The following is a 25,337-nucleotide window of genomic DNA, read 5'->3' as shown; positions in this document are numbered from 1 at the left end:
GTCCACCCGCCATCCCGCCCACCACCCCCCGGGCCCCCCAGGCACCGGCGCCGGATCCCGTCCTGCCCGTACAGCCCGCCAAGCCGGTGGCCCCGCGCCCCGTCGTACGCCCCGTGGCGGTGCCGGACGAGGTGGCGGGGACGCCGTGTCCCTCCTGCGGCACGCCCAACGCGCCGGGCCGCCGGTTCTGCCGACGCTGCGCGACGCCGCTGAAGACGACCGCGCAAGCCGCTCCGCTGCCGTGGTGGCGGACCGTCTGGCCGCTGCGCCGCCGGGTGCGGGCGAGTTCGGGCCGGGGCGTGCGGCTCCTGGTGATCCTGGCCGTGGTGGCGGCACTGTGCGTGGGCGGCTTCCTGCTCCTGCCGGCCGGACGTGCCCTGATCGAGGACACCCGGGACAAGATGGGCAAGCCGAAGGCCGTCACCCCGGTGAGCGTCGAGGCTTCCGCCGAGGTCCCCCGGCACCCGGCGGCGAACACGACGGACGGGCTGAGCAACCGCTACTGGGGCTCACCCGCGCCGGGCGCCTCGATCACCTACACCTTCCGCAAGCCGTTCCGGCTGGTCGACGTGATCATCACCAACGGAGCGTCGAAGTCCCCGCAGGAGTACGCCGGCGAGGCCCGCGCGCTCGAGATGGACCTGGAGGTGACGACGGAGGACGGCGAGCAGCACCACAAGCGACTCACCCTCGCCGACAAACCGGGCTCCCAGACCATCCCCACCGGCATCAGCGACGTGACGAAGGTCCGCCTGGTCCTCCGCACGGCAACCGCCCTGGCCCCGGACCGCCATGTGGCCCTGGCGGAGGTGGAGTTCTTCGAACGAACCTGAGCCGCACGCGCCACCGCCGCCGTACCGGGCGTCCCCCTCGGCGCAGGGGGACGCCCGGTACGGCCGGACGGCGGCTGTGCGCTGGTACGCCAGACGGCGACTACCAGGAGAGGGCGTCCTGCGGGTTGTCCTGCCAGTAGGTGACGGTGGCGGCGCTATTGAAGAAGACACCGTCGTTCGGCAGCTTCAGGGTCTTCTCCTTGCCGGCCGGGTTGTCCTTCCCGTCGGCGAAGATCACACCGAGGGTCTTCTCGGTACCGCCGCCCTCGCCGTCGGGGGAGTAGGTCAGGATGCCGGCGTACGCGGACTCACCGGGCTTCAGCACCACCACGGCCTGCGGCGTCGTCTCCGGCGCCCACGGCAGCGGGGCCTGGGCGTCGGCGCCGGCCCTCAGGTAGGGGGCGCTGTAGGCGTAGCAGGGCTGGGTGCCGGTGTTGGTGGCCTTGAGCAGCAGGTGGTTGATCGGGCGGGGCGCCTCGGTGACGGACAGCGCGGTGTTCGCCGCGGTGCAGGTGACGACCGTGGCGGCCCGCTTGGTGGCGGCGGAGGCCGTCTGCCCGGCGGCCTGGACGCCGACGAGGGCGAGAGCGGCGGCGACGACCAGGGAGGAGGCGGCCGTACGGGAGGCGAAACGAGTGGTGATACGCATGAAGGGACTGCTTTCTCGATCGATACGGAGGCTGGACTTCCGTTTGCGAACCATGCCGGTAGGCCGAGTTGTGGCCGTACGGGAAGGAACACACGTGGACGGCGCCCGAAACACGCGCCGCGCCCCGCGAACGGAGTCGACCAGACCCGAACACCGCCTCCGGTGAGGCGCCGTGCCCGGATGTCCCAAGCCTGTGCCGAGCCCCGTCCCATCCGCCATCCCCCACGGCCTTTCCGGAACGCTGGAACGCCCGAACCACACATGACCTGCGGATACTCAACTCCTCTGGAACGCCGAACGGAACGCGGAACGGGCAACGCCGACCGAGGAGCGAAGGGCAGACCCAAGGCAGGACGACAGGGAGCCCCGCGTGACCGAGCAGGCGTGCGACGGACGTTCTTCGCGGGGCGGGGGTTGCGCGGCTAGGCATCGCGTAGCGGAAGGTGCGGTCTGCCACGGACAAGCCGTGTCCCACCCATCCCCGGAGTTCAACGTGAACGGTTCCGACACCCACCCACCGCACTGCTGCCGACGCGAGTCAGCGGTACGTGTACGCACCCCGCTGTTCGAGTGCGCCGACAGTGGCCGGGAAGGCTTGAGGACCGGGCCGCCCTGTAGGCACAGGAAGCCAACGCCCACAGCCGCGAAACGGCCTGGCCGAAGTGCCCGTACCTGCGCAGTCAGCCAAAGTCCAGGCGTCTGGCTGGGCGTTACGCATGGAGCGGGTGACGAGAACCGAACTCCGCACCCACCCTTCGCCTTGATACGTCGGCCGTTGTCGGTGCGGTCCCGTAGCTTGAGGCCATGGTTGGTACAGGCGAGAACCTCCCTCACCTCGGCGAGTCGTCGGCGGTGGGCCAGCCCGCTGCGGGCGTCCAGCCTTACTACGCGCAGCGCGCCGCATCACTGGGGCAGAGGTACGGGAGCGTCACCTTCGAGGACGTGCATGGCGGGATGTTGGATCTGCTTCCGCCCGCGCCGGCGAAGGTGCTGGACGTAGGTGCTGGCACTGGGCGGGACGCCGTGGCACTCGCACGGCGCGGTTACCAAGTGGTGGCGGCGGAGCCGGTCCATGAGCTTTGGGAGGTCGCGCAGAGCCTCAACCCGTGTGAGGACGTCCGTTGGGTCGAGGACTCGCTGCCCGCACTGGCCAACCTGCAAGGGCCTTTCGAGCTGGTGCTGCTGTCGGCAGTGTGGATGCACCTGGCGCCGGTCGAGCGTGGGCAGGCGATGGAGCGGCTGGCCACGCTGCTGGCTCCGGCGGGTCTGCTGGTCATCTCGCTTCGGCGCGGAGTCCCGCCGACAGACCGGGTGATGTTCGATGTGCCCGCGGAGGAGGTCGTGCGGGACGGTGAGCGGCAGGCGCTGCGGTTGGTGCGACTGGTAGACGAGGGCGCGGACCGGCTCGGCCGGGCCGAGGTGCGGTGGCAGACGGTTGTCCTGCGCAAGGGGGGCGAGTGAGCGGGCGCGAGTTCTACACCCAGGATTCCTCGGCGCGCGCGTCGTGGCGGTTGGCAGTGTTGATGGGGGCCAACTCGCGCACCTACAAGTTCGCTCTCGGGCAGGCCCTGCTGGAGTTCGGGCGGACCGGGCGAGAGGAGATCTCCCTTGCCGAGCTCGCCGCTGCCTACAGCCTGGGCCTGGTGCAACATTTGGCCCAGGACCCGCAGGCGCCGCAGACGGTGGAGCTGGGCGAGAAGGACTTCCTCACCGTCGCTGAGCGGGAGAGAGCCGCGACGCTGGAGGCCGGCCGACCCACCGAGCGTCTGCTGGCAGCCGCAGTGCGTTCCATACCGACGATGGTGATGCAGAAGTTCCACAATCTTCGCGGTGAAACTGCGGTGCCCCACACCTTCTACGAGCTGGCAGGGACGGGACGGCAGCGTGTCGTGCGCCTGACTCCTGACCTGCTCCGGCTGGCCCAGTCGGAACAAGGCCCAGGCCTTGCCGCGGAGTTGGGCGCGCGCTGGAGCATCGTTGAGAGCTCCTTCGCCGCCGGCGTCGGGCGCAGCCTCGTCGAGGAGGGTGTCACGGTCGACTGGGACACCCTTAAGATCACCGACAAACGCCGACGCCGCTCGGTGACCGGCATTGTTGACGCCACGGTCGGCTTTCAACACGGCCGCTGCCTGATCTGTAGCGATGTTCTGGCCCCGGGGGAAGCCGTAGCCGTCGACCACGTCTTCCCGTTCTCCCTGATGCGTCGCTTGGACAGCGTCGGCTCCTGGCACGGTCCGGATCTGGACGCCCTGTGGAACCTTGCCCCCGCACATGCAACCTGCAACGGAGCCAAGAGCGACCGACTGCCTACCCCGGCCGAACTCGCCCGCCTCGCGGCCCGGAATGACGCAATCATGCAGTCCCCCCATCCTCTGCGCCGCACACTGCAACTCAGCCTGACGCTGCCCGGCCGGAAGGCGTCCTCGTGGACCGAGTTCCTGGCAGCGGTGCAGACGGCAGTCTGATTCCGACCCCGGGGGTCCTGGGCCGATTACGGGCGGCGTGCATGGCTCAGAAGTGATCGCGACACATGAGCACCGCTTCAGGAGTTCGATCACGGCCTGCTTCTACTGCGGTTGGGCTGGAGCTGCTTTGGCGCGAGTGATCAGCCGACCGCCCCAGCCGCGACGTACCCCTTCTCTGACGTCAGGCGGCTGATTGCTGTGCGCGCGGCACTCCTTCGGCCAGACGGCGTTCCGGTCACGGCCCGAGCCCACGTGTTCAGCCGGCGCCGACACTGCCCGCCGATTCGCTGGCGGCACGGCGGTACTCGGCGTTGATGCGCTGCGCTTCCTCGAGCTGGTCCTCGAGGATGACGATGCGGCACGCCGCCTCGATCGGAGTCCCCTTGTCGACGAGCTCGCGGGCGCGCGCGGCGATCCGCAGTTGGTAGCGGGAGTACCGGCGATGTCCTCCCTCCGAGCGGAGCGGAGTGATCAGACGGGCCTCGCCGATGGCCCGGAGGAAGGCCGGGGTGGCGCCGATCATCTCGGCCGCCCGGCCCATCGTGTATGCGGGGTAGTCGTCGTCGTCCAGACGATCATTCAGTGGGTTGTCCGATGTCATGTCACCTCGCTGTGCAACGCGTCGAGGGGCCCTGGTGCCGTACGGCACCAGGGCCCCGAAGGAAATTGAACACCATCTGTCGGCCCTACTGCTGTGCCGACCTTCTGTTTCCGCTACCCGGCCCGGCAGAGGGGGGTGCGGGGGGATCGCAGCTGCTTGACCGGGGACCACCATCCATTCCGGGGTCTTGCGGTACCCGGGCCGAGGGCTTCTCGGACCGGGCGATCCTGATGGCGTCTGCTCCTCCGTTCCTCTCTGAACCAATCACTGAGTGAACCGGTACTGCTGTCGGCAGCTCCTCGAGGTGCGAGCCGCCCAGTGCGGCTCTCTGTCCCGTCACCTTCTGGGAACACTCTGGCTTCGAGGCCCGAGAGCCGCACTGACCTGCGTACTTCGTATTCAGCCACCCGCCAGTTCGTGTCTGGCGGGTCTCGTCGACCATGTCTACGAGAAGAACCATACACACGGCAGAAGCGAAAATCTACTCATGCAAAAGTAGATTCAGTCTTCTGGTGGAGGCAGGAGTCTGCCGCGACCGGGTCTCGCCGGTTGGCGGAAACCGCCTTCTGCCGAGTGCGCGACCGCTTCGGCCCCACGGGCGGTTCCTGATCCGAGCCGTGGGCCGCATAAGCTCTGCTGTCATGTCGAACCCTGATGAGCTGCTCGTCGCCATCTCCGCCGCGGTGGAGACCGAGCGAAGCAATCAGATGTCGCTGACCGTGGTCGTCGGTGGCGCCGTCATCACCGGCCGGCTCGCTCCCGAGGCCGTATGGAGGGAGCGGGTGGCGGAGGTCCTGAAGGACTCGGACCGTCTCGGCCCGTTCTCGGAGGTCTTCGCCCGCGGTCCGCGAGGGAACCGGCCCGGTCGCGGTGAGGCGCCCACGCATCTGCACTTCCATCTCGCCCGGATCCTTCAGGGCAGCCTCGGGATCCCGGAGACGGGTGGCATGTACCGAGTCGCCATCAAGGACGTCAGCGCATGGACCGTAGGGGATCTCATCCACTTCGACCGGTGAGACGCCGTCGCCGCCCCGCTGCCCCCCCCGGCCGGCTTCCGAGCGGACGGCGACACAGCGGTGGGGGCCCTGCCGACGCGCGTCGGCAGGGCCCCCACCGGGATCCCGAGGGCGGTCTCCCGCCCGTCATCTACTGCCCTGGGGCCGGCGCCGCCGAGGAGTGCGGACGCGGTTCGGAGTGCAGCGGGTCCACCCACGCCCACGGGCGCGCCCTCGGGGCGGTCGTGCCAGGTGAAGCGGACTCAGTACGAGAGGGCGGGTGCGCCCGCAACCGGGCCGTACCCGCCGACGCCGGGCGAGGGCAGCGGTCCGTCGCGGACGTCCCGCAGACGGATCCGGTCCGTGTAAGCGCGACTGCCGCGGACCACGGCGAGTCCGGCCCGGGTGACCAAGCCTGTGCTCTCGTCGTCCCCGTCGCACACGGTCAGGTACTCGACCCGGGCACCCGCCATGACGGCCAGGGCCACCTCGACGGTCATGTCGTCACTCACCCGAGGGCCGTGCCCTTCGATGTCCTCGACCGCGGTCACGGGAGCGGGGTCCGGCATACGGTGCTGCGTCCGCACTGGCCTCAAGGGTGTCTCCTTCGGTAAGGGATGATCTGCGTGGCTGCCCTCGCGGCCCCGGGAGACCGCGGCGGCTTGCGGGAGGCCAAGGAGCGCCGGGGACCGCGCCGGTCTCAGGCAGCCGAGTCCTTCCCGGGCAGCCGCTGTGCCCGTCGGCGCGCTCCCGCGCCGACGGGTCGGCCCTGGCCGTTGCGGCCCCGGCGGTCCCGGGACGGCGCGGAGGCGCGGCGGGTGCGTTCCACGACGGGCACGGTGATGACCACGGGAATCCCGGAGGGCGCCTGGGCGCCTGTGATCCGGCTCAGTTCCGCCTCGCCCGAGCGGACCGGGGTGACGCGCGGGGTGATGCCGGCCGACGCCATGAGCCGGGTCATGCCGCGGCGCTGGCCGGGGGTGACGAGGGTGACGACGCTGCCGGACTCCCCGGCGCGGGCCGTACGGCCGCCACGGTGCAGGTAGTCCTTGTGGTCGCTGGGCGGATCCACGTTGACGACCAGGTCGAGGCTGTCGACGTGGATGCCGCGGGCCGCGACGTTGGTGGCCACCAGGACGGTGACGTGACCGTTCTTGAACTGCGCCAGGGTCCGGGTGCGCTGCGGCTGGGACCGGCCACCGTGCAGGGCCGCGGCGCGGACACCGCTGTTCAGCAGGTGCTTGGTCAGCCGGTCCACGGCGTTCTTGGTGTCCAGGAACATGATGACCCGGCCGTCCCGGGCCGCGATCTCGGTGGTCGTGCGGTGCTTGTCCGCGTCGTGCACATGGAGTACGTGGTGCTCCATCGTGGTGACGGCACCGGCCGAGGGGTCGACGGAGTGCACCACCGGGTCGGTCAGGTAGCGGCGGACCAGCAGGTCGACGTTGCGGTCCAGGGTGGCCGAGAACAGCATCCGCTGGCCTTCCGGCCGCACCTGGTCCAGCAGGGCGGTGACCTGGGGCATGAAGCCCATGTCGGTCATCTGGTCGGCCTCGTCGAGCACCGTGATGCCGACGTCGTCGAGCCGGCAGTCGCCCCGGTCGATGAGGTCCTTGAGTCGACCGGGCGTCGCTACGACCACCTCCGCGCCGGCGCGCAGCGCACCGGCCTGCCTGCCGATGGACATTCCGCCGACGACGGTGGCGAGCCGCAGGTTCACGGAGCGGGCGTAGGGAGCGAGCGCGTCGGTGACCTGCTGGGCCAGCTCACGGGTGGGGACGAGGATCAGCGCCAGGGGCCGGCGCGGCTCGGCGCGCAGGCCCGCCGTACGGGCCAGTGTCGCGAGGCCGAAGGCGAGGGTCTTGCCCGACCCGGTGCGGCCGCGGCCGAGCACGTCGCGGCCGGCCAGGGAGTTCGGCAGGGTGGCCGCCTGGATCGGGAACGGCACGGTCACCCCTTCGTGGCCGAGCGTGGTCAGCAACGGCGCCGGCAGGTCGAGATCGGCGAACGCCTCGACAGCGGGCAACGCGGGCGTGACCGTCTTCGGCGGCGCGAACTCGCCTCCCGCGGGCTGCCGGTTTCCGTAACCGGTGGAGCGCCGCGGAACGCCGGAGCGGCCCGCGGCGGCGCTTCCTCCGGAGCGGTCGTATGTGCGATTGCCGCGTGCGCGACTGGTACGGGTGCGGTTCATGCGGAACCTTCCTCGATGCGGGCACGTATCAAGGAATTTCCGCAGCGGAACGAGCGGCGCAGAGAATCGCGAGAACGGGCCGGAAAATGGCAGGGGCGAATCACCCTGGGAGCGAAACGAGCTGGGGCCCGCACCCCAAGGTGCGGGCCCCAGTCGCGAAGTGTGCGGCAGTGCCGGTGCGTCAGGCGGGAACGATGTTCTCGGCCGTCGGGCCCTTCTGGCCCTGCGCGATGTCGAACGACACCTTCTGGCCTTCCAGCAGCTCGCGGAAGCCCTGGGTGGCGATGTTCGAGTAGTGGGCGAAGACGTCGGCGCCGCCGCCGTCCTGCTCGATGAAGCCGAAGCCCTTTTCCGCGTTGAACCACTTCACAGTGCCAGTAGCCATGTTGTTTCTCCTTCGGGGCGGTGTCAGGAATGCGCCCTGTGCGCATTCCGTGTCGCCGTGATGATCGGCCGTCGGAAAAACCTTCTGGCAACCACACCTGCAACTGATGACGACAGTAGCACGGTGCGACCGGCCTTGCGCGGTCGATAATTCCACTCCGCCGGGCGGCCGAGGAATACTCGTCATACCCCACACCTATTTCTCATTTCACGGAAACAGATATTGCTCTCCGCAGGCGTGGCCTTCCTGCCGTGCGCTTCCGCCCGCACCCCTGTGACCTCCCTCGACGGGGCGGGTGCCGCTGCCACCGCCGTCGGCGGGCGGTACGACGGCGAACGCGCCCGGGACTCCCATACCGCAATGAAGGTCTCACTCCACGCGGTGTGGTGTGTGGCGGGCGACCTGGAGGCGGACGTCGGCGTACAGGTCGGGGAGGCCGGTGGACCGGCGAGCGGTGCTGATCGGACCTTCGCAGAGGGCACAGAGAGCGGCGCCGGGCGCGCCCTCAGGGGTAAGGGTGAGCGTGACGTGGGCGCGGGGATGGGCAGGCCGGCCGGTGATGCGTACGGCCGCACGCTCGATCCCCGGCAGGGCACCGGCTTCGGCCGCGATCGCGTCGCCGAGCGCGCGGTCGCGCAGTTCGACCCCTTCCTGCGGTGGTGTGCCGCCGACGGGCAACCCTCCGGGGCGGCGTCGGCTCAGCTGGGCGAGCAGCCACCACAGGGCGAGCAGGGCGGCGAGGGCGAGGGCGGCGATGACCGCGGGCCACCACCACCAGCCCTGGCCGCTCCAGCGGGCCCGGTCGGCGGAGCCGAGCAGGACGTCGTCCGGGGTGATCAGGGGCCAGCCCGCGGGCGGGGTCAGATCGTGTCGCCGGTAGAGGTCGAGCCCGGCGAAGAGGACCAGCAGCCCGCCGCCGAGCAGGACCAGTCCGGCGAGGACCAGCAGAGTGCGGTTGAGTGCGGATCGCGACGTCATGGCGGACTCCCGGTGCTGCGGTTGTCGGTCAGCCGGTGCGTTGCCGCACCCGTACGACGATGCGGGGAGGACGGGCGAGGGCCAGCCGGTCGCGTTCCTCGTCGAGGACGGTGGTGAGGTCGTCCTTCACCTGTCGGGGGTCACGGAAGCGGACGTCCGCGCGCGCTGTGATGCGGTGACGGCGCACCCGGATGCGCGCCGCGCCGACTCCGGGGACCCGCAGGGCGGCGTCCCGCAGCAGGCCGGCGGCGCCGTCGCGGCCCAAGGAGGCCCGCAGCCGCGGACAGCCGGCGGGGCAGCGCTGGGGCAGCCGGTGGCGTAGCCCGGGGGTGAGGGCCAGGACGATCAGCCAGACGCCGACGGCAGCGGCCACGGCGGCTCCCGTGAGCATCCACACGTCGTCCACGGAGCGGGTGGCCAGTTCGTCGGCCAGGTGACGTCGCCAGGCCGCGGCCGGGTGCCCCGCCCGGACGGCGATGACATCGACCAGCGCGGCGACCGCCGCCACGAGGATCACCGAGGCGACCAGCGCGGCCGGGACGCGGCGCGCGGACCACGGCCGGTGGGACCGGTGCCCTGCGTCGCGCCCACCGGACGCGGGGTCCGGGCCGGACACGTCGCGTTCGGGGGGTTCGTGCTCCTTCGCCGGCGGGACCGCGGCACGCGACGCGGACGGCGTGGAGTCGCGGCCGGAAGGGCCGGGGCCGGGTGTCATCACGGGGCACCTTCCTCCACCGCGTGCCCGGCGGGCCGGGCCGCGTGGCCGCTCACCGGACCCGTCCCCGGCTCGTGTCGGCGGCGGTCATCAACCGCCGGACGGTGAGGACGACCTCTCCCACCCGCAGGCCGGTCAGCTGGGCCACTTTTCCGGCGACGTCCCGCTGGATCCGCTCGCACACCCGGGGGATGTCGATGGGGTAGGGCAGATCCATGGTCAGATGCAGGCGCACCGAACCGGTACGGACGGCGGCGGAGGCGCGGGGCGCCTCCGGGCTGCCCCGGTCGGGCGGTACGGCGGCGCGCCGGGTCTGCGCCGTGCGTGCGGCCTGGGCGGCGATACGGGCGACCACCCGGTCCGGGATGACGGTGGCGCCCCGCTCGGCAGGGGGCGGCAGGCCGGTGGTCCGCGCCGGTGGGCCCGACCCCGCGCCGGGGGACCCCGGCCGGGTCTTCACCGCTGCCTCCGGGTCCGGACGTCGAGGTCGCCCTGCACGACGAGACCGACGATCAGCCCCGCCGCACCCAGGAAGAGGACCAGCAGAAATGCCCAGAAGCCACCGAAGTAACCGGCGAAGCCCAGGGCCATGCCGGCCGCGAGGCCGGTCGTTCCCGCGTTCATATCGCACTCACCCGTCTCGCGGACGTACGTGTGCCGCCGTCCGCGCGATCACCCGCGCCCGCACAGGACACGGTGGTGGATCACTTGACGCGACCCTCGTCCGGTTCGGCCTGTTCCTCCTCGTCGGGGAGATGGACGTCGTCGACGGCGATGTTCACCTCGACGACCTCCAGCCCCGTCATCCGCTCCACGGCGTTGATGACATTGGTGCGTACGCCCCCGGCGACGTCCACGATGGAGACGCCGTACTCGACGACGACGTCCAGGTCGACCGCCGCCTCGCGCTCGCCGACCTCGACCTTCACTCCGCGCGTGACGGCTCCGCCTCCCCCTCCGCCGGGGACGCGTTCCCGCATGGCGCCGAAGGCGCGGGCCATCCCCGCTCCCAGGCTGAAGATGCCCGGTACCTCGCGGGCGGCCATGCCCGCGATCTTGGCCACCACGCCGTCCGCGATGGTGGTCCTCCCCCGTGTCTCGGCCGGAGCACCGGCCCCGGTACGGCCCTTCAGCGCGCTCACGCCCGCATCCGGCCGGTTGCCCCCGCCGACGCTGGTGATGTTCTCCGTCATGGCGGTCGCCTCGATCGATAGGTCGGACACCGGTGTGGTGTCCGTCGATATGTTGGACATCCGGGGCGGCGGATGTCTCACGCGCTGAGTGCGACGTGCTTTGTGAACGGCCTCTCGGGTACCCGGACGCTCCGAGCCTTGTGCGGGGGCGCCATGATGGAACGCGCTGTATCCCCATCGCCGCATCGCGGCCTCTTGGAACGCGACCTGCCGGACCGGCTGCTGGCCGTACGGGCGGCCGAGGGGGACGAGGACTCCTTCGCCGTTCTCGTCCGACGGCACGGCCGAGCCCTCCTTTCCCTGGCCCGCTGCATGCTCGGCAACCCCCAGGACGCCGAGGAGGCGGTACAGGACGCCTTCGTCAGTGCCTGGCGTCGACTGCCGGAATACCGTCACAGCGCGGAGTTCCGTACCTGGATGTACCGGATCACCGTCAACCGCTGCCTGACCATGCGCCGGCGCCGACCGCCGCCCGTCTCCCTGGACACCGTCGTCGAGCCCGCCGCGGGAGACGCCTGGAGCCAGCCCGCCCGGTCCGCCGAGCGGGACGCGGCCACCGCCGCCCTGTCTCACGCGCTCGCCGAACTGGACGCCGGCCAGCGGCTCTGCTGGATCCTGAGAGAAGTGCATGGCCTGTCCTACAAGGAGATCGCCCACGTGACGCGGACCAGCGAACAGACGGTGCGGGGCAGACTGTTCAGGGCACGCCGATCCCTCCAGGAGGCGATGGGCCCATGGCGCTAGACGACCCGCACGCGCGGCCTTGCGAACCCCCCGGAGCCGACGGGCCCGGTACCGGCCCGGCCGCCGCTGACTCCCCGCCGTTCGCAGGGGACGAGGTACTGCCCTGCGGCCGACTGCTCAGCCGGGTCTGGGAACAGGCCCGGGACGCGGCACCGGCCGCCGACCCGCACACCGTCTCCTGTCCACACTGCGGCGAGGCCGTCGAGGGACTGGCCACGGTGAGCGCGGCCACCCGGGCGCTGTGCGCCGAGGCTCCCGGCCTCCACGCACTCGCCGACCGCGTCATGAACATCGTCAGAGCAGAGGTACGGCTCGGGCGGCTGCTGCCTCTGGCCGACCCGGACCGGGACCTGCGGATCTCGGAGAGCGCCGCGGCGAGGGTATTGCGGCAGGCCGGGGACACGGTCCCCGGTGTCAGGGTCGCGACCTGCCGACTCGTACCCGAGGGCGAAGGCACCGATGTGCGGGTGACCATGACCCTGGCCGCCGCTCTCGACGGCCCGTTGCCCGACCGGGTCCGCCAGGTGCGCCGATCCGTCCTCCACTCGGCCGTACAGGACCTGGGTCTCGCCGTGACGGCCGTCGACATCACCGTGACCGACGTCCTGGAGCCGGAGCCGCTCCTCCCGCCCGGCGGTGGTCCGTCATGACCGTCGTCCGCACAGCCACCCTCCTCGGCGTCGCGGCCGAGGCGGCCCTCGCGGTTCCCGGCGTGACGGGCCTGCAACCCCGTCTCTCCCGTCGCCTCGCGGCAGCCGCCGCGCCCACCCCGACCGACGCCACGCCGTACGGCACGGCGCCCGAGGCGGGTGTCCGCGCCGACCGGGCGCCGGGCGGATCGGGATGGCACATCGAGGTGCGCTGCGTCCTGGCCGAGGGCCGGCGGGCACTGGACGTCGCCCGGAACGTCCACGACCGGGTGGAGGCCGCCGTCATCTCCCACCTCACCGCCCTCGACGCGGTGGAGCCGGTCACCGTCGAGGTCACCGTGACCCGTATCGCCACCCGGTACGACGGGGCGTGAGACCGGCTGTCCGGCGGGCAACCGGTGCCGCTTCCGCGGGCTTTCGAAGACGCTGCCCGCAAACAGGCGTGCGTACGGCGTGCGTCCGTTGTCCGGTGATCGATCACCGTGGCGGAGCCTTGCACCGAGGCAGTGGTTCCTGTCCCGGTTCGCCCGCCGACGGGGGCAGCGTGTCAGGGGGCGCCCTTGTTGTCGCACGGGCATCCTGGGGGCACTGGTGAGCGCCGGGGCAGCCGACGAGAAGGGTCCGGTCATGCGGGAGTCGTCGCAGGGCGTTACGGTCGTGGCTCTCCTGGCGGATCCGGACGCGCCGACGGAGATCGCGCAGCGCATGGCCCGGGTGCTTCCCGCTCGGCTCGCCGACAGGTCGGGCCAGGGGCGGCGGTTCGACGTCGAGGTGGTCAGCGAGCCGTTCACCGCGGGGACCGAGGACCTGTCGACGCTGACGCGCCGGATCATGGACCGCAGGCGTGCGGAGCATTGGGACATCGTCGTCGCCCTCACCGATCTTCCGCTGCACTCGCACGGGCGCAAGCTCGTGGTGGATCTGAGCCATGAGTTCGGCCTGGCACTGCTGTCCCTTCCGGCGCTGGGAGGTCTGCGGTTCCGCGGAAGGGCCCTGCGGGCGGTGGAGGAGACCGTGCTCAGCTTGGCGAGTCAGCGGGCCACCGGAGCCGGGGAACCTCCGCGGCGCCAGTCGCTGGGACGCTTCGTCAGTCGTCTTGCGCCCATTCACCCGGGCCCGATCGGTGAGGAGGAGACCGCCGATCTGCGGTACGTCGTCAGCGGGCCGGGCGGTTACCTGAGGGTCCTCGGCGGTATGGTCCGCGCCAACCGGCCGTGGCGGTTGGTGCCGGGTCTGTCGAAAGCCCTGGCGGCCGCCCTCGCCACGGGAGCGGTCGCCACCGTGAACTCCACCATCTGGAACCTGGCCACCTCCCTGAGCACGCCTCGCCTGGTGATCGCCACGGTCGGATCTGTCGCGCTCATGATCGGCTGGCTGATCGTGGACGCGAACCTGTGGCATCGAACGGATGAGGTCTCGCCGGAGGCGAGGAAGAGGGCGGCTCTCTACAACGCCTCGACGATCGTGACCGTGGGTATCGGGGTGACCGTCTGCTACGCGGGCCTGATGGTCATCAACCTGGTGTGGGCGCTGTTCATCCTCAACGACCGGCTGTTCGCTTCCACGACACGAACGCCGCTGCACGCCACGGAGTACTGGACGCTGTCCTGGTTCGTCGCTTCGGTCGCCACGGTGGGCGGCGCGCTGGGATCGGGCCTGGAGAGCGACGAGGCGATCCGGGCAGCCGCCTACTCCAAGCGCGAACAGGAACGTCGCCGCATGCTGGCGGACGACCACGACGACTAGCCGGTGGCCCGAGTCGGAGACGTGCCTCGCACCGGTGGCCGTCCGAGTACGGAAGAACCGCTGATCGATCGATGAAGGGCCGTTTCACGTCGCATGCCGACGGGGACCCGCACCGCACACCGCCGGAACGCCGAAGCTCCGCCGAGCAGGCCGGCGGCGGAACCACCGTTCCACCTGCTCCGGGTGAACGGCCCGCAGAGGCGTGCCGGAGCCACGGACCCCGTCAGAGCAACTTCCGAGAGCCAGGCTCTTCGCGCCGTCCCATCGAAGCCGTGCCGCGGTCATGCCGCGACATCAAGGGAAGTCATCATGAAAGCAGCGGTATACGAAGGACCGCGAACGGTCACAGTGAAGGACGTACCGGACGCGAAGATCGACCATCCCTGCGACATCATCGTCAAGATCACCACCACCAACATCTGCGGTTCGGACCTGCACATGTACGAGGGCCGCACCTCGTTCGAGTCCGGCCGCACCCTGGGACACGAGAACATGGGCCAGGTTGTGGACGTCGGCTCGGCCGTCCGCAAGGTCCGGGTCGGCGAGTACGTGGTCCTGCCCTTCAACATCGCCTGCGGGTTCTGCAAGCAGTGCGAGCGGGGTCTGACCAACTACTGCCTGACCATGCAGCCGGAACCGGACCTGGCGGGAGCCGCCTATGGATTCGCCGACATGGGCCCGTACAGGGGCGGCCAGGCGGAGCTGCTGCGCGTGCCCTACGGCGACTTCAACGCGCTGCGTCTGGGCGAGGACGCCGCCGAGCGGCAGACCGACTACGTGATGCTCGCCGACATCTTCCCGACCGGCTACCACGCCACCGAGATGGCCCACGTCAAGCCGGGCGACCAGACCATCGTCTTCGGTGCCGGTCCCGTCGGGCTGATGGCGACCTACTCCGCCCTCCTCAAGGGCGCCGGCCGCGTCTGGACGGCCGACCACCAGCCCGACCGGCTGCGCAAGGCGGAGGAGATCGGGGCCATCCCGATCAACACCGCCGAGCAGAACCCGGCGGAGGTCGTCAAGGAGGCCACCCTCGGACTGGGCGCCGACAACGGCTGCGAATGCGTCGGCTATCAGGCGCACGACCCCCAGGGGCACGAGGACGCCAGCCTCACGCTCAACGGCCTGATCGACTCGGTCAGGTTCACGGGCGACATCGGCGTGGTGGGCGTGTTCCTGCCCCAGGACCCCGGTGGCGCGGAGGCCCAGGGAGAGCTGGAGGCCCAGGGCAAGGTCCCGATCGACTTCGGAAAGATGTGGTTCAAGGGCCAGCACATGGGGACCGGGCAGGCGCCGGTGAAGAGGTACAACCGGGCGCTGCGGGATCTGATCGCCGGAGGGAAGGCGGAGCCGAGCTTCGTCGTCTCCCACGAACTCAGCCTGGACGAGGCCCCCACCGCCTACGAGCACTTCGACGCCCGTGACGAGGGCTGGACCAAGGTCGTCCTGCACCCCGACGGACACGGCAACGGCCACAAGCGGTAGGGAGCACAGGGCCGCCGCCCGCCTGCTCACCCGAGACCGGGCCGGTCGGCGAGTGGCGTCCGACCCCGGCTCCGGCCGGGGTCGGACGGGCGACTGCCGCCTGCGCTCCTGTCGTACCCGGCAGTGCCGAATCAACCGTGTCCGGCTCACCACTGCGACGCCGGCGGGTGACAGAAGTCGAGGATTGGTCGCGGTCCACGCGGAAACCCCGCCGCCGTTGTCCACTCCGCCGTCGGCCACTCCGCGCCTTTCACCTTCTCGCTCAAGCGGCCCGCCATCCGTTCACCTCACCGCACGTGGGGAGCCCTCATGAAGACAGACACCCGTTCCACCTCCCGCCTCCGGCACGATCCACTCGTCCGGGGCCTCGGCTGGGCCAGTGCGTTCCTGGGCGTACCGCAGGTCGTCGCCCCAGCGGGCTTCGCGCGGGCCCTGGGCGTGGGCGACGCCTTCCGGCACCGCTCGGCCACGACCGCCGTCGGGGTACGCGAGCTGGCGGCGGCGACCGGGCTGCTGGGCCGGCCGCATCCGGCCTGGCTCTGGGGCCGCGTCGGCGGCGACCTCATGGATCTGACGATGCTGACCCGGGCCCTGAGGAACCACAACGGCCGCGGCCTGGGCCGCACCGTCGCCGCGACCGCCGCGGTCACCGCCCTCACCGTCACGGACGTCTACGCGGCCGTGACCCGCACCCGTAGGAGCACCCCCATGGAACTGACCGCGGCCACCTCCGTCAGCCGGCCCCCGGACGAGGTATACGCCCTCTGGAGGGACCTGGAGCGGCTGCCGGACTTCATGGCGCACCTGGAAGAGGTGCGCGTCACCGGCCCGCGCACCAGTCACTGGCGGGCCGGCGCGCCGTTCGGCAAGGCGGTCGAATGGGACGCCGAGACCACGGAGGAGGTCGCCGGCCGGCTGATCGCCTGGCGGTCGGTGGACGGCGCCGACATCGACAACTCCGGCGAGGTCCGCTTCGAGCCCGCCCCCGGCGGCCGGGGCACGGAGATCCGGGTGACCCTGCGCTACGACCTGCCCGGCGGGGCGCTGGGCCAGGCCGTGGCGCGCTACTTCGGCGAGGAACCGCACCAGCAGCTGGACGACGACCTGCGCCGCTTCAAGCAGATCGCGGAGACCGGCGAGGTCGTCCGCTCCGAGGGCGCACCCGGCGGCAAGCGGGCCCGCGGAGAGTTCCCGCAGCACCCGGCCCGACCGCTGACCGAGGACGAACTGAAGGAGGCCCTGGCATGAAGGCGAACTGCTGGACGGGACGCAACTCGGTCGAGGTGCAGGACGTTCCGGACCCGTCGATCCTGAACAGCCGCGACGCCATCGTGAAGATCACCTCGACGGCGATCTGCGGCTCCGACCTCCATCTGCTCGACGGCTACGTCCCCACCATGCAGAAGGGCGACATCATGGGCCACGAGTTCATGGGAGAGGTCGTCGAGGTCGGCCCCGGCATCACCGACGGCAAACTGCGCGTCGGGGACCGGGTCGTCGTGCCCTTCCCCATCGCCTGCGGCGCCTGCGCGTCCTGCCGCGCGGAGCTGTACTCGTGCTGCGAGAACACCAACCCCAACGCCGGCATCTCGGAGAAGTTCTTCGGCCACCCCACCGCCGGCATCTACGGCTACTCCCACCTCACCGGCGGCTTCGCCGGCGGCCAGGCCGAGTACGCCCGCGTGGTCCTCGCCGACGCCAACGCCCTCAAGATCGAGTCGGACCTCACCGACGAGCAGGTGCTGTTCCTGTCCGACATCCTGCCGACCGGGTACATGGGCGCCGACATGTGCGACATCCGGGAAGGCGACGTCGTCGCCGTCTGGGGCGCCGGTCCGGTCGGCCAGTTCGCCATGGACAGCGCCCGGGTCCTGGGCGCGGAGAAGGTCATCGCGATCGACAAGGAGACCTACCGGCTCGACATGGCCGCCGCCCAGGGCTACACCACCATCAACTTCGAGAACACCGACGTACGGTCCGCCCTGCTCGAACTCACCGGCGGCCGGGGCCCCGACAAGTGCATCGACGCGGTCGGCCTGGAGGCCACCCACGGCGCCTCCCACGTCAACCTCTACGACCGCGCCAAGCAGGCGGTCCGCTCCGAGACCGACCGGCCGCACGCCCTGCGCCAGGCCATCCTGTCCTGTCGCAGCGGCGGCGTGGTGTCGGTCATCGGCGTCTACGGCGGACTGATCGACAAGTTCCCGGCGGGTGCCTGGATGAACAGGTCCCTGACCCTGCGCACCGGGCAGTGCCACGTGCACAAGTACATGAAGCCGCTGCTGGGCCTGATCGGGCAGGGCAGCATCGACCCCACCCGGGTCATCACCCACCGGCTGCCCCTGACCGATGCGCCGACCGGCTACGACCTGTTCAAGAACAAGAAGGACCACTGCGAGAAGGTCGTCCTCAAGCCGTGAGGGCAACACCGACGAACCGGCTCCATACGCCCGGAAGAACCGGCCGGCCTCCGGCCCGGGGCGTCGACGCCGATCACGCTGATCCACCTGCTCTACCGGCACTCCGACGAGGAGCGACAACGCGATGGGGCGGCTGGGCTGAACCACGCACAGTGGTCCGGCCAACAAACAACCCCCGGGTCTCGGACCTGGGGGTCCGTGTTGGAGCGGGTGACGAGAACCAAACTCGCGCTCTCAGCTTGGTGTTCCGAACGATTGCTAACGAGCGTAGGCGTAGATCAACACGGTGATCACCACGATGCCGAGCCAGATCGGTATCCCGGTCTTGGTGAATCGGCCGCGACTGTCCCTGGGCTGCGGCCTTCGACGCTTCGCCATGCCTCCCCCTCTGGTAGCGACGCTCTGCTACGCCTCAGGGTGTGGTCGGCTGGAATATGTGGGTAGAGCGCCAAGCGGACACGCCGCGCGGACATCGCACGTGTACAGAACCGCGACGCAGGGGGATGACTGACAAGTCTGGACCTGCATGACGACCGAGCCGTGCGTGGCTGAGTGCTTGCTCCCGCCCAGGTCGGCGTCTCCGGGAGAAGCTCTTCTCCCAGTCTTCTCCCAGCGACTTGGGTCCCGTGATCGAGACCACAAGTGAGTCCGTCACGGCCCTTCGCGCTACGTGTAGGTCACGACCACGATCGCTATGGCGATCCCAAGAAGGACGCCTATGCCAAGCCAACGCCACCGCCCTTCCCAGTCGGGCAGAACCACCGGCGGGGGTGGGGTAACCCTTGCCTCTACGCGCCTCGCAATCTCAGCGAGCGATATGGTCACGTGCTCTAGCTTGCCCGTCTGAGGGCTGTGCCCCTTCAGATTTCCAACCCGGTGCGTTGCCTCGCTGAGCTCGTTCAGACTGCCCTCCAGCCGGGTGGCAACCCTGTGCAGATTGTCGCTGCCTTGGGGGTCGAGAAGCCCTTCCAGGCGCCTGACCATGTGGTCGAGCTTGTCAAAGTCGAGCTTCTTGGAGGCGCTGGCCAGCTGTTCCGCGGCGAGACTCAGTTGGTGGGCGACGTCTTCGTTGATGCTCTTGCTTGCATGACCGAGTAGGCCAGCGACGTCTTCGTTGATACTCCGGGAAGCGCGCGAGATCTGGCCGGCGACGTCCTCGTTGATACTCCGGGCGGCCAAGGAGAGCTGGCTTGCCGTTTCAGGGGAGATGACGCCGTCTCGCAGGGCCTGTTCGAGCATCTGGGACAGCCCAGGCGCGATCCTCCCAATTTTCGTGAGCGTGACCCTGGTCTGCGGGTCGATCTCGTGATGAATGTTGATGTCACCGTGGTGGTCGCGGCCGACAAAGGCCCCGTTGCCGGAATTGATCTGGACGTGGTGTTGTTCTGGAAGCGCCGCCTCGTCGGTGGTCATCGGCCGTCTCGGGTGTTGATGTTGATGTCGCCGTAGTGGTCGCTGCCGATGAAGGCCCCAGAACCGTGGTTGTGCTGTGAGCCGATGTTGACCGTCTTCGTCGGTGCCGTCGTCTTGAGTTCCTCGATGTCGGCTCGGGCGTCGGGGTGAGCCTGGAGAAAGGCGGCAAGTAGTTCGGTCCACGCGTCTGTGACAGTGCGTCCCGTGATTTCATGCCGGGCCAGGGCTGCCACCTGCTCGTTCAGTACCTGTAGGGCAGCGGCCTCCTCTTGAGGGTTGCCACCGCGACGGAAGATAGACGAAATCCGAGTGCGCAAAGCGTCGGCCTGGCCTTGGAGCAGGTAGGAGAGGACTCCGCTGGCAGCTCCTGTACTCACGGCCATGACTGCTTCTTCGTACATAAGACGGTTCCCCCTTCGGCTGGTGGATGGCGCGCTCGTGCAGGGCGGTGCGACCTAGTTGGGGTCGCTGCGTGCGCCCGAGCCGATTGACTGTACTGGCCATGCCATAGCAGGGGCTGGGCAATGCAGGGTGCTGACCGAAAACCTCTGTTGAAGGCGTGTTCGCAGCTAGGCGGTTGCCCCCGGTCGCTTCGACTCCTTCGTCCCCAAGCAACTTGGGTGGGGGCGCTGCCTTGGGCTGATCTGGCTCTCACCTGGTGCAACGGTCCGCAGGCGTCCGCGGATGTCCGCCGCTGTTCGTCTGCGTTGTCACGCAGTTAGAGGTCGTTCTCTTTCCGAACCTCGTGTGCGGTTTCCGCTGGTCCGGCATGACATGGCGGCTGGCGAGGGAGTCTCGGTCCGTTGCTGATCGAGACGTCGTGGGGGTGGCGGATGCCGTCGATGCGGGCGGTGTTGGAAACGCGGCAGAAGGCCGCGGCGGTGCGGGTGGAGGAACTCGAAGCCGAGTTGGAGCGGGTGCGAGCGGCTCTGGCGGAGGCCGAAGAGGCGCTCAGGTGCCGGGTGATCGGCCTGGAGCAGTATCTGGAGGCGCTGGCCGAGGAGGAGGCGCCCGCCGTGGTGGTCGGCAGAGCACCGCAGAAGAAGCCGGTGGGGCCGCGCCGGGCGGTGCCCCACCGGGACAAAGCCTCCGGAACCGAGGAGTTGTCGGTGGACTACCAGGCGTTGATGGCCGCCGCCCTGGAGGCGGGAGGCGACGGGCTCGGCGCCCGGCGGGCGGCGGTGGTGCTGGGATGGGACAGTGCGTCCGCCTCCCGCGTCGAGGGTGCGAGGGCGCGGCTGAAGAGACTGGTGGAACGGGGCTGGCTGGTCGAAGTCAAACCGGGCAGGTTCACGCTGCCCGCAGCGGATCAGGGCTCTGCTGCCGGGCGGCCAGGCGGCGGCTCATGAGGGTGGTCATCGACCACAGGATGACGGCTTCGCTGGTGTCGGTGCGCCGTTCGTAGTCACGGACCAGGCGCCGGCTGCGCAGGAACCAGGCGAAAGATCTCTCCACCACCCAGCGGCGGGGCAGCACCTGAAAGCCCTGGACGTCGTCACTGCGGCGGACGACGTCCAGGACGAGTCCGAGGTGCGCGGTGGCCCAGTCGACGAGGTGGCCGGTGTAGCCGCCGTCGGCCCAGACCCGTGAAAGCCGCCGGAAGCAGCCAGTCGCCGCCGACAGCAGGGTCCGGGCGGCGTCCCGGTCGGTCGCGGACGCCGGCGTGACCCGCACGGACAGCAGCAGTCCGAGGGTGTCGGTGAGCAGGTGCCGCTTGCGTCCATTGATCTTCTTCCCGGCGTCGAAGCCCCGCGAGGTGAGGGCGACGGTGGCGTCCGCCTTCACCGACTGCGAGTCGATGACCGCCGCACTCGGCTCCTCATCACGGCCCTCAGCCCTGCGGACGGCACCGCGCAGCCGGTCGTGCAGCTCGGCGATCAATCCCGTGTCCCGCCAGCGGGCGAAGAAGGCATACACCCGTGGCCAGGGCGGGAAGTCCGACGGCATCGCCCGCCACTTGATGCCGTTGTCCACGAGGTAGCGCACCGCGTCGATCATCTGCCGGTGGCAGTAGCCCTCCGGCCGCCCGCCCCGGCCCGCCAGCCATCCAGGAACCGGCAGCAGATCCCGCACCAGAACCCACTCAGCATCGCTCATGTCCGAGCCGTACCGGGGCCGACGCCCCGGCCGGTCGGCCGCGTTCCCGAACCTGTGGGCGAGACAGTCACACCCAGGAGTGGACGGACTGGACCCGGCACCCATGACCACGCGACACTTCGACAACAGGGCCTCTTGCTCCTCGCTGGACTCGACATCCGCGAGCTACCAAGAGGCCCTTCTTCCATGCGTCCGCACCGGCCGACTCACCCGAACCAGGCCCCTGTTCGAACCCCGCCGATCAGCCGAGCGGATAGAGAACAGCCAGTTAGACACTCAATCGGGACACGGACCACCCGGAAGGTGCTGCGCGGGTTCGACTGGGGAGCCTGCTGCCTGCGTCAGATGGCTTTCTACGACCTTCGTCACACCGGACACACGCTGTCGACCCGTTCCGGCGCCACCCTCAAGGACACGATGGTCCGTGCCGGGCAGTCCTCCGAGAAAGCCGCGCTGATCTACCAGCACTCCGACGAGGAGCGCGTGCGAAGCACCACACCGACAACTGCGCGCATCACAAGGAGAAGCCCACCGGCAGCTAGCCGCCGCTTGTGGTGCGGATGTGGTGCGCAGCCCGCCAACCGGTCTAGACAACAAACAACCCCCCAAGTCTCTGACCAGGGGGTTTCTCATGGAGCGGGTGACGAGAATCGAACTCGCGCTCTCAGCTTGGGAAGCGACGGCGCTTGGGCAGGTCCCGTGGGCCCTGATTAGCGCAGATATTTGGTCCTTGAGGCGGTCGTGCGGGTCGGATTGCACCGCTGACCGTAGGTTTCCGTCCTTACGGGCACGCTATGGGCACGGCGCCGGAGCCATTGGTCTGCGGGACGGAGCGACGGACATTGGGAGGATCCCGGATCCAGGCGTCGGGCCCAGGACATGCGTGGTTGCGGTTGCGTAGGTGGGGTCGGCTTCCGGCTGTCATTCGACGTCGACTCCGTAGGCGCGGGTGAGGCCGTCGAGGCCGTCTGCCCATCCTTGACCGAGGGCCCGTAGCTTCCAGGCGGGTAGGCCGTCAACGGTGTGCCGATACAACTCGGCGACGATCATCGCTCGGATCTCCGGGTTGGCGGAGGGCTGAAAAGCCCATGCGGCCCCGGTCACGTAGTCCATGTGCAAGGCGGCGTGGGTGAGAGCGCCGCAGTTCAGGCCCGTGTCGACGTCCATGTTGATGGCGATGGCGACGCGGCGCACTCGCTCGGGCAGAACAGCCAGGTGAATGGTGGCGCGTTCGACGAAAAAGGAACCCTCCTGCCGCTTGCCCAGAAGCCGTGCGGCACCGTCCGCAGAGCAGGGCTGGTTGTAGAATACGAAGTCTTTGTCAGCCGCCACCCGGCCGTCCTCCCCGGTCAGGAAGAGGGTGAGGTCCGCGTCCGCGCCGGCGAAGCTGAACGCGGCGCGCAGCCCCTGCCAGGCGTCCTCGGGCAGGACCAGGGCTTGACCGGGGATGAGCGAGGCAGGCAGTGCGGGCGGTGTAACGGGTACAGGAGGCGGTCCTGCCGACGTCTCCTGCTTCCATTCGACGAACGGCTTGATCCGGTAGGAATCGGTGAGTGGCGCCCTGTCGTCGGGCGGGGTACCCGCGCCGAGGGTGACGTCGAGGTCGGCGAGTGACGGTTCGCCGGCGCCGGGTTCGTCCTGAGCATGGTCGAGCAGCTCCTGGAAGCCGGGCACGCGGCTGGTCTCCAGCGACTTGATCGAGCTGGACAGATTGCCCGATGCGGTGGTGGTGACGGAGCAGGCGACGTCCTGCCCGATGTCCTGGAAGCGCAGGGCGTCCTCGGGTTCCCGCCAGGGCGTGGACTCGATCGCCTGGCGCGTCCAGCGGCCGTAGGCCACGAAGCCGAGGCGCTGGGTGTCGGGCAGGCGGGTCAGTATGGCGCGGTCGATGGCGGTGATGCCGGGTGCCGTGGCGAAGCCTTCCTTCAGCGTGGCGACGATGTTGGAACCCATGGACGTCAGCCACCACAGGACGCGGTCCCGCTTGGTGAGGTTCTTCAGTGTCGGGCGTCCGGCGGGGGTGAGCCCGGGCGTCTGACCGGGCATAGAGTCGAGCTCCTGTTGCCGCACGACGACGGACAGAACCGCGCCGTCCACGCCTACGGCACAGCCGGCGGCCGGGCTGTCCGAGAAGGCGGTGTTCACCGCTTCGCAGACGGTGGCCTCGTCATTGGCAAGCAGGGCTTGCCACCAGTGTTCGGCGTCGTCCGTCAACTGATGGCGGATCTCTCGCAGTCGCGCCGTCTCGGCGGCCAGGTAGGCGGGCGCGTCCTGTTCCGCCCTTTGTCTGGCCGCAGCCTTCGCTGCGCGTGCCAGCCGCCCTACGCCCTGAAGATGGAACGTCCGGGCTTCGGCGAGCGCCCAGGACAGGCTCAGTTGGGGCGTTATCCGGGATGACGGGTGGATGCGCGGTGGGAAAGGACTCCAGATGAACGCTGGTCACCTGCCGCCTCAGCTCGCGCAACTGAGCGATGGCGGCATCGCGCTCCGCCTTTTGCTGAGCCCGTTCCGCCTGACGGCGCGCCCGGTCCAGTTGCGTGGCCGACGGGGCGACTATACGAGAGCGTGTCGCACGCCGCGTACTGGTGCGCCGTCGATTGCCGCCGAGGGAACTCGACGCGTAGAAGGGGCCGAGTCCGGTCGACATCCTGGCGCCGCCACTGCCCACGCTGAGCCTCGCCGCACGGGGCCCGATCGAGGTGCGCACTCCTCGAGTGGACACCCGCACACTCATCCCGGGCACACCGACACGGAAACCGAACCCCATGACATACCCCTCTCCCCAGCCACAGTCTGGCACCCGAAAGGGGGCGTGTGAGGTCGACTCGGCTGGTCCTCAGCAACACGACATGGGGAGGTCCTCCAGATACATCAACCCGGTACATGGACTACTCTTGGTACATGTCCATGAAGCGCACGAACGTCTACGCGGACCCCGAGGACCTGGCGATCATCAAGGAGGCCGCCAAGCGCCGAGGTATAAGCGAGGCCGAGATCATCCGCCAGGGCATCCACCTGGCAGCCATGGCGAACCGGGTCTGGGACGAGCCGCTGTTCTCGCGCACCTTCGAGGGGCCGGGGCGCACGCTGCCCAAGTCGGAAGTCCGCGACACGGTCGCTGAGGCTGTCCGGCGTGAGACCGGCTCGGGCTCCGGATCCGCCGCGTGATCATCGTCATCGCCGATACGTCCGGCCTTCTGGCAGCTCTGGACTCGGCTCACCCGGAACACCGGGCAGCGAACGAGGCCATCATGGCGGCGGGCCTGCTGGTCATGTCCCCGCTCCTGCTGGCCGAACTGGATCACGTGGCGACGCGTGAGCTCGGCAGGAAGGCCGCACTCAGCGCTGTCGACGACCTGCGGCGCTGGATGAGCCGGGGTCGTGTCGTCCTGCCGGAGATCACGGAGGACCACCTGGGCGCAGCCCAGTCCGTCCGTGTCCGTTACCGCGCGCTGGACCTCGACCTCGCCGACGCGGTGAACGTGGCGCTTGCCGCCGACTACGACACGGACGCGATTCTCACCCTCGACCGACGAGACTTCCGGGCCGTACGCCCGCTGGGCCGTTACAAGGCGTTCCGGGTACTCCCCGACGACCTCCCGCTCTGACACAGGGCCCCGGCGGTCAAGAGCCCGCTTCTACAAGGGGCTTGTGCCCGCCCACGCAGCATCGGCCCCTCAATGAACAAGCCCCAGGTCGCTGACCTAGGGCTCCAAAAGAGCGGGTGACGAGAATCGAACTCGCGCTCTCAGCTTGGGAAGCTGCGATCGTTTGGAG

At 69.8% G+C, this 25,337-nt stretch carries 28 protein-coding genes and 1 pseudogene; 15 read left to right on the top strand and 14 right to left on the bottom strand.

Features of this window, described 5'->3' with window-relative positions; translation table 11 throughout:
• Window positions 1–833, top strand: an 833-nt coding sequence (locus tag IF37_RS0101005) for a zinc-ribbon domain-containing protein (RefSeq protein ID WP_367647021.1), incomplete at its 5' end; no start/stop codon positions are given.
• 100 nt (window positions 834–933) lie between these two features.
• Here the strand turns inward: IF37_RS0101005 and IF37_RS0101000 are convergent.
• Entirely contained in the window at window positions 934–1,482 is a 549-nt protein-coding gene (locus IF37_RS0101000) for a DUF4232 domain-containing protein (protein WP_030734492.1), read from the bottom strand.
• Between the two features lie 804 nt (window positions 1,483–2,286).
• Here IF37_RS0101000 and IF37_RS0100995 point away from each other — a divergent pair.
• Both IF37_RS0100995 and IF37_RS0100990 read left to right on the top strand, forming a co-directional pair.
• Window positions 2,287–2,943, top strand: a complete 657-nt coding sequence (locus IF37_RS0100995; protein WP_079165482.1) for a bifunctional 2-polyprenyl-6-hydroxyphenol methylase/3-demethylubiquinol 3-O-methyltransferase UbiG — start codon at window positions 2,287–2,289, stop codon at window positions 2,941–2,943.
• Window positions 2,940–3,947: an HNH endonuclease domain-containing protein gene (locus IF37_RS0100990; protein ID WP_030734486.1), complete on the top strand. Its 1,008-nt coding sequence runs from the start codon at window positions 2,940–2,942 to the stop codon at window positions 3,945–3,947. The genes IF37_RS0100995 and IF37_RS0100990 overlap by 4 nt, the downstream gene beginning before the upstream one ends.
• A gap of 256 nt (window positions 3,948–4,203) precedes the next feature.
• Here IF37_RS0100990 and IF37_RS0100985 read toward each other — a convergent pair whose 3' ends face one another.
• The gene (locus IF37_RS0100985; protein WP_030734483.1) at window positions 4,204–4,548 is read right to left on the bottom strand and encodes a MerR family transcriptional regulator; all 345 of its coding nucleotides are present in this window, start codon (window positions 4,546–4,548) and stop codon (window positions 4,204–4,206) included.
• Between the two features lie 641 nt (window positions 4,549–5,189).
• Between IF37_RS0100985 and IF37_RS0100980 the strand changes: the two genes are divergently transcribed.
• Complete coding sequence (locus IF37_RS0100980; RefSeq protein WP_030734480.1) at window positions 5,190–5,564, top strand: hypothetical protein; 375 nt, start codon at window positions 5,190–5,192, stop codon at window positions 5,562–5,564.
• Window positions 5,565–5,806: 242 nt separating this feature from the next.
• Here IF37_RS0100980 and IF37_RS0100970 read toward each other — a convergent pair whose 3' ends face one another.
• The 8 genes from IF37_RS0100970 to IF37_RS0100935 form a co-directional block, all read right to left on the bottom strand.
• Window positions 5,807–6,112, bottom strand: a complete 306-nt coding sequence (locus IF37_RS0100970) for a CBS domain-containing protein (RefSeq protein WP_030734477.1) — start codon at window positions 6,110–6,112, stop codon at window positions 5,807–5,809.
• A gap of 131 nt (window positions 6,113–6,243) precedes the next feature.
• Window positions 6,244–7,734, bottom strand: a complete 1,491-nt coding sequence (locus IF37_RS0100965; RefSeq protein WP_030734474.1) for a DEAD/DEAH box helicase — start codon at window positions 7,732–7,734, stop codon at window positions 6,244–6,246.
• Between the two features lie 181 nt (window positions 7,735–7,915).
• On the bottom strand, window positions 7,916–8,119 hold the full coding sequence (locus IF37_RS0100960; RefSeq protein WP_028799214.1) for a cold-shock protein: 204 nt from the start codon (window positions 8,117–8,119) through the stop codon (window positions 7,916–7,918).
• A 369-nt stretch (window positions 8,120–8,488) separates the two neighbouring features.
• Window positions 8,489–9,097 (bottom strand): hypothetical protein, encoded by a 609-nt coding sequence (locus IF37_RS0100955; RefSeq protein ID WP_030734468.1) that lies wholly within the window; start codon window positions 9,095–9,097, stop codon window positions 8,489–8,491.
• Between the two features lie 28 nt (window positions 9,098–9,125).
• Window positions 9,126–9,812, bottom strand: coding sequence for a DUF6286 domain-containing protein (locus tag IF37_RS38880; protein ID WP_030734465.1), 687 nt, complete (start codon window positions 9,810–9,812; stop codon window positions 9,126–9,128).
• Window positions 9,813–9,864: 52 nt separating this feature from the next.
• Entirely contained in the window at window positions 9,865–10,272 is a 408-nt protein-coding gene (locus IF37_RS0100945; RefSeq protein WP_030734463.1) for an Asp23/Gls24 family envelope stress response protein, read from the bottom strand.
• Window positions 10,269–10,436 (bottom strand): hypothetical protein, encoded by a 168-nt coding sequence (locus IF37_RS44780; RefSeq protein ID WP_030173833.1) that lies wholly within the window; start codon window positions 10,434–10,436, stop codon window positions 10,269–10,271. Before IF37_RS44780 ends, IF37_RS0100945 begins: the two co-directional genes overlap by 4 nt.
• Before the next feature lie 80 nt (window positions 10,437–10,516).
• A complete protein-coding gene (locus IF37_RS0100935) occupies window positions 10,517–11,005 on the bottom strand; it encodes an Asp23/Gls24 family envelope stress response protein (RefSeq protein ID WP_030734460.1) in 489 nt (162 codons plus the stop codon).
• A 153-nt stretch (window positions 11,006–11,158) separates the two neighbouring features.
• Between IF37_RS0100935 and IF37_RS0100930 the strand changes: the two genes are divergently transcribed.
• From IF37_RS0100930 to IF37_RS0100900, 7 genes are all read left to right on the top strand, one after another.
• Window positions 11,159–11,749, top strand: coding sequence for an RNA polymerase sigma factor (locus tag IF37_RS0100930; protein ID WP_173456655.1), 591 nt, complete (start codon window positions 11,159–11,161; stop codon window positions 11,747–11,749).
• Window positions 11,740–12,399: a hypothetical protein gene (locus IF37_RS0100925; protein ID WP_030734453.1), complete on the top strand. Its 660-nt coding sequence runs from the start codon at window positions 11,740–11,742 to the stop codon at window positions 12,397–12,399. Before IF37_RS0100930 ends, IF37_RS0100925 begins: the two co-directional genes overlap by 10 nt.
• Entirely contained in the window at window positions 12,396–12,773 is a 378-nt protein-coding gene (locus tag IF37_RS0100920; RefSeq protein WP_030734450.1) for a hypothetical protein, read from the top strand. The genes IF37_RS0100925 and IF37_RS0100920 overlap by 4 nt, the downstream gene beginning before the upstream one ends.
• Window positions 12,774–13,026: 253 nt before the next feature.
• Window positions 13,027–14,145 (top strand): hypothetical protein, encoded by a 1,119-nt coding sequence (locus IF37_RS0100915; RefSeq protein ID WP_030734447.1) that lies wholly within the window; start codon window positions 13,027–13,029, stop codon window positions 14,143–14,145.
• Window positions 14,146–14,454: 309 nt separating this feature from the next.
• The gene (locus tag IF37_RS0100910) at window positions 14,455–15,630 is read left to right on the top strand and encodes a glutathione-independent formaldehyde dehydrogenase (protein WP_030734446.1); all 1,176 of its coding nucleotides are present in this window, start codon (window positions 14,455–14,457) and stop codon (window positions 15,628–15,630) included.
• 309 nt (window positions 15,631–15,939) lie between these two features.
• The gene (locus IF37_RS0100905) at window positions 15,940–16,878 is read left to right on the top strand and encodes an SRPBCC family protein (protein ID WP_030734444.1); all 939 of its coding nucleotides are present in this window, start codon (window positions 15,940–15,942) and stop codon (window positions 16,876–16,878) included.
• Window positions 16,875–18,050, top strand: a complete 1,176-nt coding sequence (locus tag IF37_RS0100900) for a zinc-dependent alcohol dehydrogenase (RefSeq protein WP_030734441.1) — start codon at window positions 16,875–16,877, stop codon at window positions 18,048–18,050. Before IF37_RS0100905 ends, IF37_RS0100900 begins: the two co-directional genes overlap by 4 nt.
• 666 nt (window positions 18,051–18,716) lie before the next feature.
• Here IF37_RS0100900 and IF37_RS0100895 read toward each other — a convergent pair.
• Both IF37_RS0100895 and IF37_RS0100890 read right to left on the bottom strand, forming a co-directional pair.
• Window positions 18,717–19,463: a hypothetical protein gene (locus IF37_RS0100895; RefSeq protein ID WP_030734438.1), complete on the bottom strand. Its 747-nt coding sequence runs from the start codon at window positions 19,461–19,463 to the stop codon at window positions 18,717–18,719.
• Window positions 19,460–19,864, bottom strand: coding sequence for a hypothetical protein (locus IF37_RS0100890; RefSeq protein WP_030734435.1), 405 nt, complete (start codon window positions 19,862–19,864; stop codon window positions 19,460–19,462). Before IF37_RS0100890 ends, IF37_RS0100895 begins: the two co-directional genes overlap by 4 nt.
• Window positions 19,865–20,305: 441 nt before the next feature.
• On the opposite strand from IF37_RS0100890, the gene IF37_RS0100885 reads away from it, so the two are divergent.
• Window positions 20,306–20,812, top strand: a complete 507-nt coding sequence (locus tag IF37_RS0100885; protein ID WP_052844905.1) for a hypothetical protein — start codon at window positions 20,306–20,308, stop codon at window positions 20,810–20,812.
• Here the strand turns inward: IF37_RS0100885 and IF37_RS38875 are convergent.
• Window positions 20,754–21,560 (bottom strand): IS5 family transposase, encoded by an 807-nt coding sequence (locus IF37_RS38875; RefSeq protein WP_106981688.1) that lies wholly within the window; start codon window positions 21,558–21,560, stop codon window positions 20,754–20,756. The genes IF37_RS0100885 and IF37_RS38875 overlap by 59 nt on opposite strands.
• A 351-nt stretch (window positions 21,561–21,911) precedes the next feature.
• Here IF37_RS38875 and IF37_RS45425 point away from each other — a divergent pair.
• A pseudogene (locus IF37_RS45425) lies at window positions 21,912–22,049 on the top strand (site-specific integrase); the annotation flags it as partial.
• A 432-nt stretch (window positions 22,050–22,481) separates the two neighbouring features.
• Here IF37_RS45425 and IF37_RS38870 read toward each other — a convergent pair.
• Window positions 22,482–23,774 carry a TerD family protein gene (locus IF37_RS38870; protein ID WP_253915587.1) on the bottom strand — a complete coding sequence of 431 codons (1,293 nt, stop codon included), beginning with the start codon at window positions 23,772–23,774 and terminating at the stop codon, window positions 22,482–22,484.
• A 687-nt stretch (window positions 23,775–24,461) separates the two neighbouring features.
• On the opposite strand from IF37_RS38870, the gene IF37_RS0100870 reads away from it, so the two are divergent.
• Window positions 24,462–24,728: a CopG family transcriptional regulator gene (locus tag IF37_RS0100870; RefSeq protein WP_030734427.1), complete on the top strand. Its 267-nt coding sequence runs from the start codon at window positions 24,462–24,464 to the stop codon at window positions 24,726–24,728.
• Window positions 24,725–25,168 carry a PIN domain-containing protein gene (locus IF37_RS0100865; RefSeq protein WP_030734423.1) on the top strand — a complete coding sequence of 148 codons (444 nt, stop codon included), beginning with the start codon at window positions 24,725–24,727 and terminating at the stop codon, window positions 25,166–25,168. The genes IF37_RS0100870 and IF37_RS0100865 overlap by 4 nt, the downstream gene beginning before the upstream one ends.
• Window positions 25,169–25,337: the final 169 nt, after the last annotated feature.

This window comes from Streptomyces sp. NRRL S-31 (assembly GCF_000718775.1).
In the GTDB taxonomy this organism is placed as follows: domain Bacteria; phylum Actinomycetota; class Actinomycetes; order Streptomycetales; family Streptomycetaceae; genus Streptomyces.
Note: the sequence above shows the minus strand (reverse complement) of the source record. Positions and strands in the feature narration are given on the sequence as shown.

Bases quoted from the DNA above. Each gene is read 5' to 3' on its own strand.
- IF37_RS0100970 (WP_030734477.1), bottom strand. From the start codon at position 6,112: ATGCCGGACCCCGCTCCCGTGACCGCGGTCGAGGACATCGAAGGGCAC.
- IF37_RS38875 (WP_106981688.1), bottom strand. From the start codon at position 21,560: ATGAGCGATGCTGAGTGGGTTCTGGTGCGGGATCTGCTGCCGGTTCCT.
- IF37_RS0100965 (WP_030734474.1), bottom strand. From the start codon at position 7,734: ATGAACCGCACCCGTACCAGTCGCGCACGCGGCAATCGCACATACGAC.
- IF37_RS0100890 (WP_030734435.1), bottom strand. From the start codon at position 19,864: ATGTACGAAGAAGCAGTCATGGCCGTGAGTACAGGAGCTGCCAGCGGA.
- IF37_RS0100885 (WP_052844905.1), top strand. From the start codon at position 20,306: ATGCGGGCGGTGTTGGAAACGCGGCAGAAGGCCGCGGCGGTGCGGGTG.
- IF37_RS0100870 (WP_030734427.1), top strand. From the start codon at position 24,462: ATGTCCATGAAGCGCACGAACGTCTACGCGGACCCCGAGGACCTGGCG.
- IF37_RS0100955 (WP_030734468.1), bottom strand. From the start codon at position 9,097: ATGACGTCGCGATCCGCACTCAACCGCACTCTGCTGGTCCTCGCCGGA.
- IF37_RS0100980 (WP_030734480.1), top strand. From the start codon at position 5,190: ATGTCGAACCCTGATGAGCTGCTCGTCGCCATCTCCGCCGCGGTGGAG.
- IF37_RS0100930 (WP_173456655.1), top strand. From the start codon at position 11,159: ATGATGGAACGCGCTGTATCCCCATCGCCGCATCGCGGCCTCTTGGAA.
- IF37_RS0100915 (WP_030734447.1), top strand. From the start codon at position 13,027: ATGCGGGAGTCGTCGCAGGGCGTTACGGTCGTGGCTCTCCTGGCGGAT.
- IF37_RS0100900 (WP_030734441.1), top strand. From the start codon at position 16,875: ATGAAGGCGAACTGCTGGACGGGACGCAACTCGGTCGAGGTGCAGGAC.
- IF37_RS0100925 (WP_030734453.1), top strand. From the start codon at position 11,740: ATGGCGCTAGACGACCCGCACGCGCGGCCTTGCGAACCCCCCGGAGCC.
- IF37_RS44780 (WP_030173833.1), bottom strand. From the start codon at position 10,436: ATGAACGCGGGAACGACCGGCCTCGCGGCCGGCATGGCCCTGGGCTTC.
- IF37_RS38880 (WP_030734465.1), bottom strand. From the start codon at position 9,812: ATGACACCCGGCCCCGGCCCTTCCGGCCGCGACTCCACGCCGTCCGCG.
- IF37_RS0101000 (WP_030734492.1), bottom strand. From the start codon at position 1,482: ATGCGTATCACCACTCGTTTCGCCTCCCGTACGGCCGCCTCCTCCCTG.
- IF37_RS0100935 (WP_030734460.1), bottom strand. From the start codon at position 11,005: ATGACGGAGAACATCACCAGCGTCGGCGGGGGCAACCGGCCGGATGCG.
- IF37_RS0100895 (WP_030734438.1), bottom strand. From the start codon at position 19,463: ATGACCACCGACGAGGCGGCGCTTCCAGAACAACACCACGTCCAGATC.
- IF37_RS0100995 (WP_079165482.1), top strand. From the start codon at position 2,287: ATGGTTGGTACAGGCGAGAACCTCCCTCACCTCGGCGAGTCGTCGGCG.
- IF37_RS0100960 (WP_028799214.1), bottom strand. From the start codon at position 8,119: ATGGCTACTGGCACTGTGAAGTGGTTCAACGCGGAAAAGGGCTTCGGC.
- IF37_RS0100905 (WP_030734444.1), top strand. From the start codon at position 15,940: ATGAAGACAGACACCCGTTCCACCTCCCGCCTCCGGCACGATCCACTC.
- IF37_RS0100910 (WP_030734446.1), top strand. From the start codon at position 14,455: ATGAAAGCAGCGGTATACGAAGGACCGCGAACGGTCACAGTGAAGGAC.
- IF37_RS0100920 (WP_030734450.1), top strand. From the start codon at position 12,396: ATGACCGTCGTCCGCACAGCCACCCTCCTCGGCGTCGCGGCCGAGGCG.
- IF37_RS0100985 (WP_030734483.1), bottom strand. From the start codon at position 4,548: ATGACATCGGACAACCCACTGAATGATCGTCTGGACGACGACGACTAC.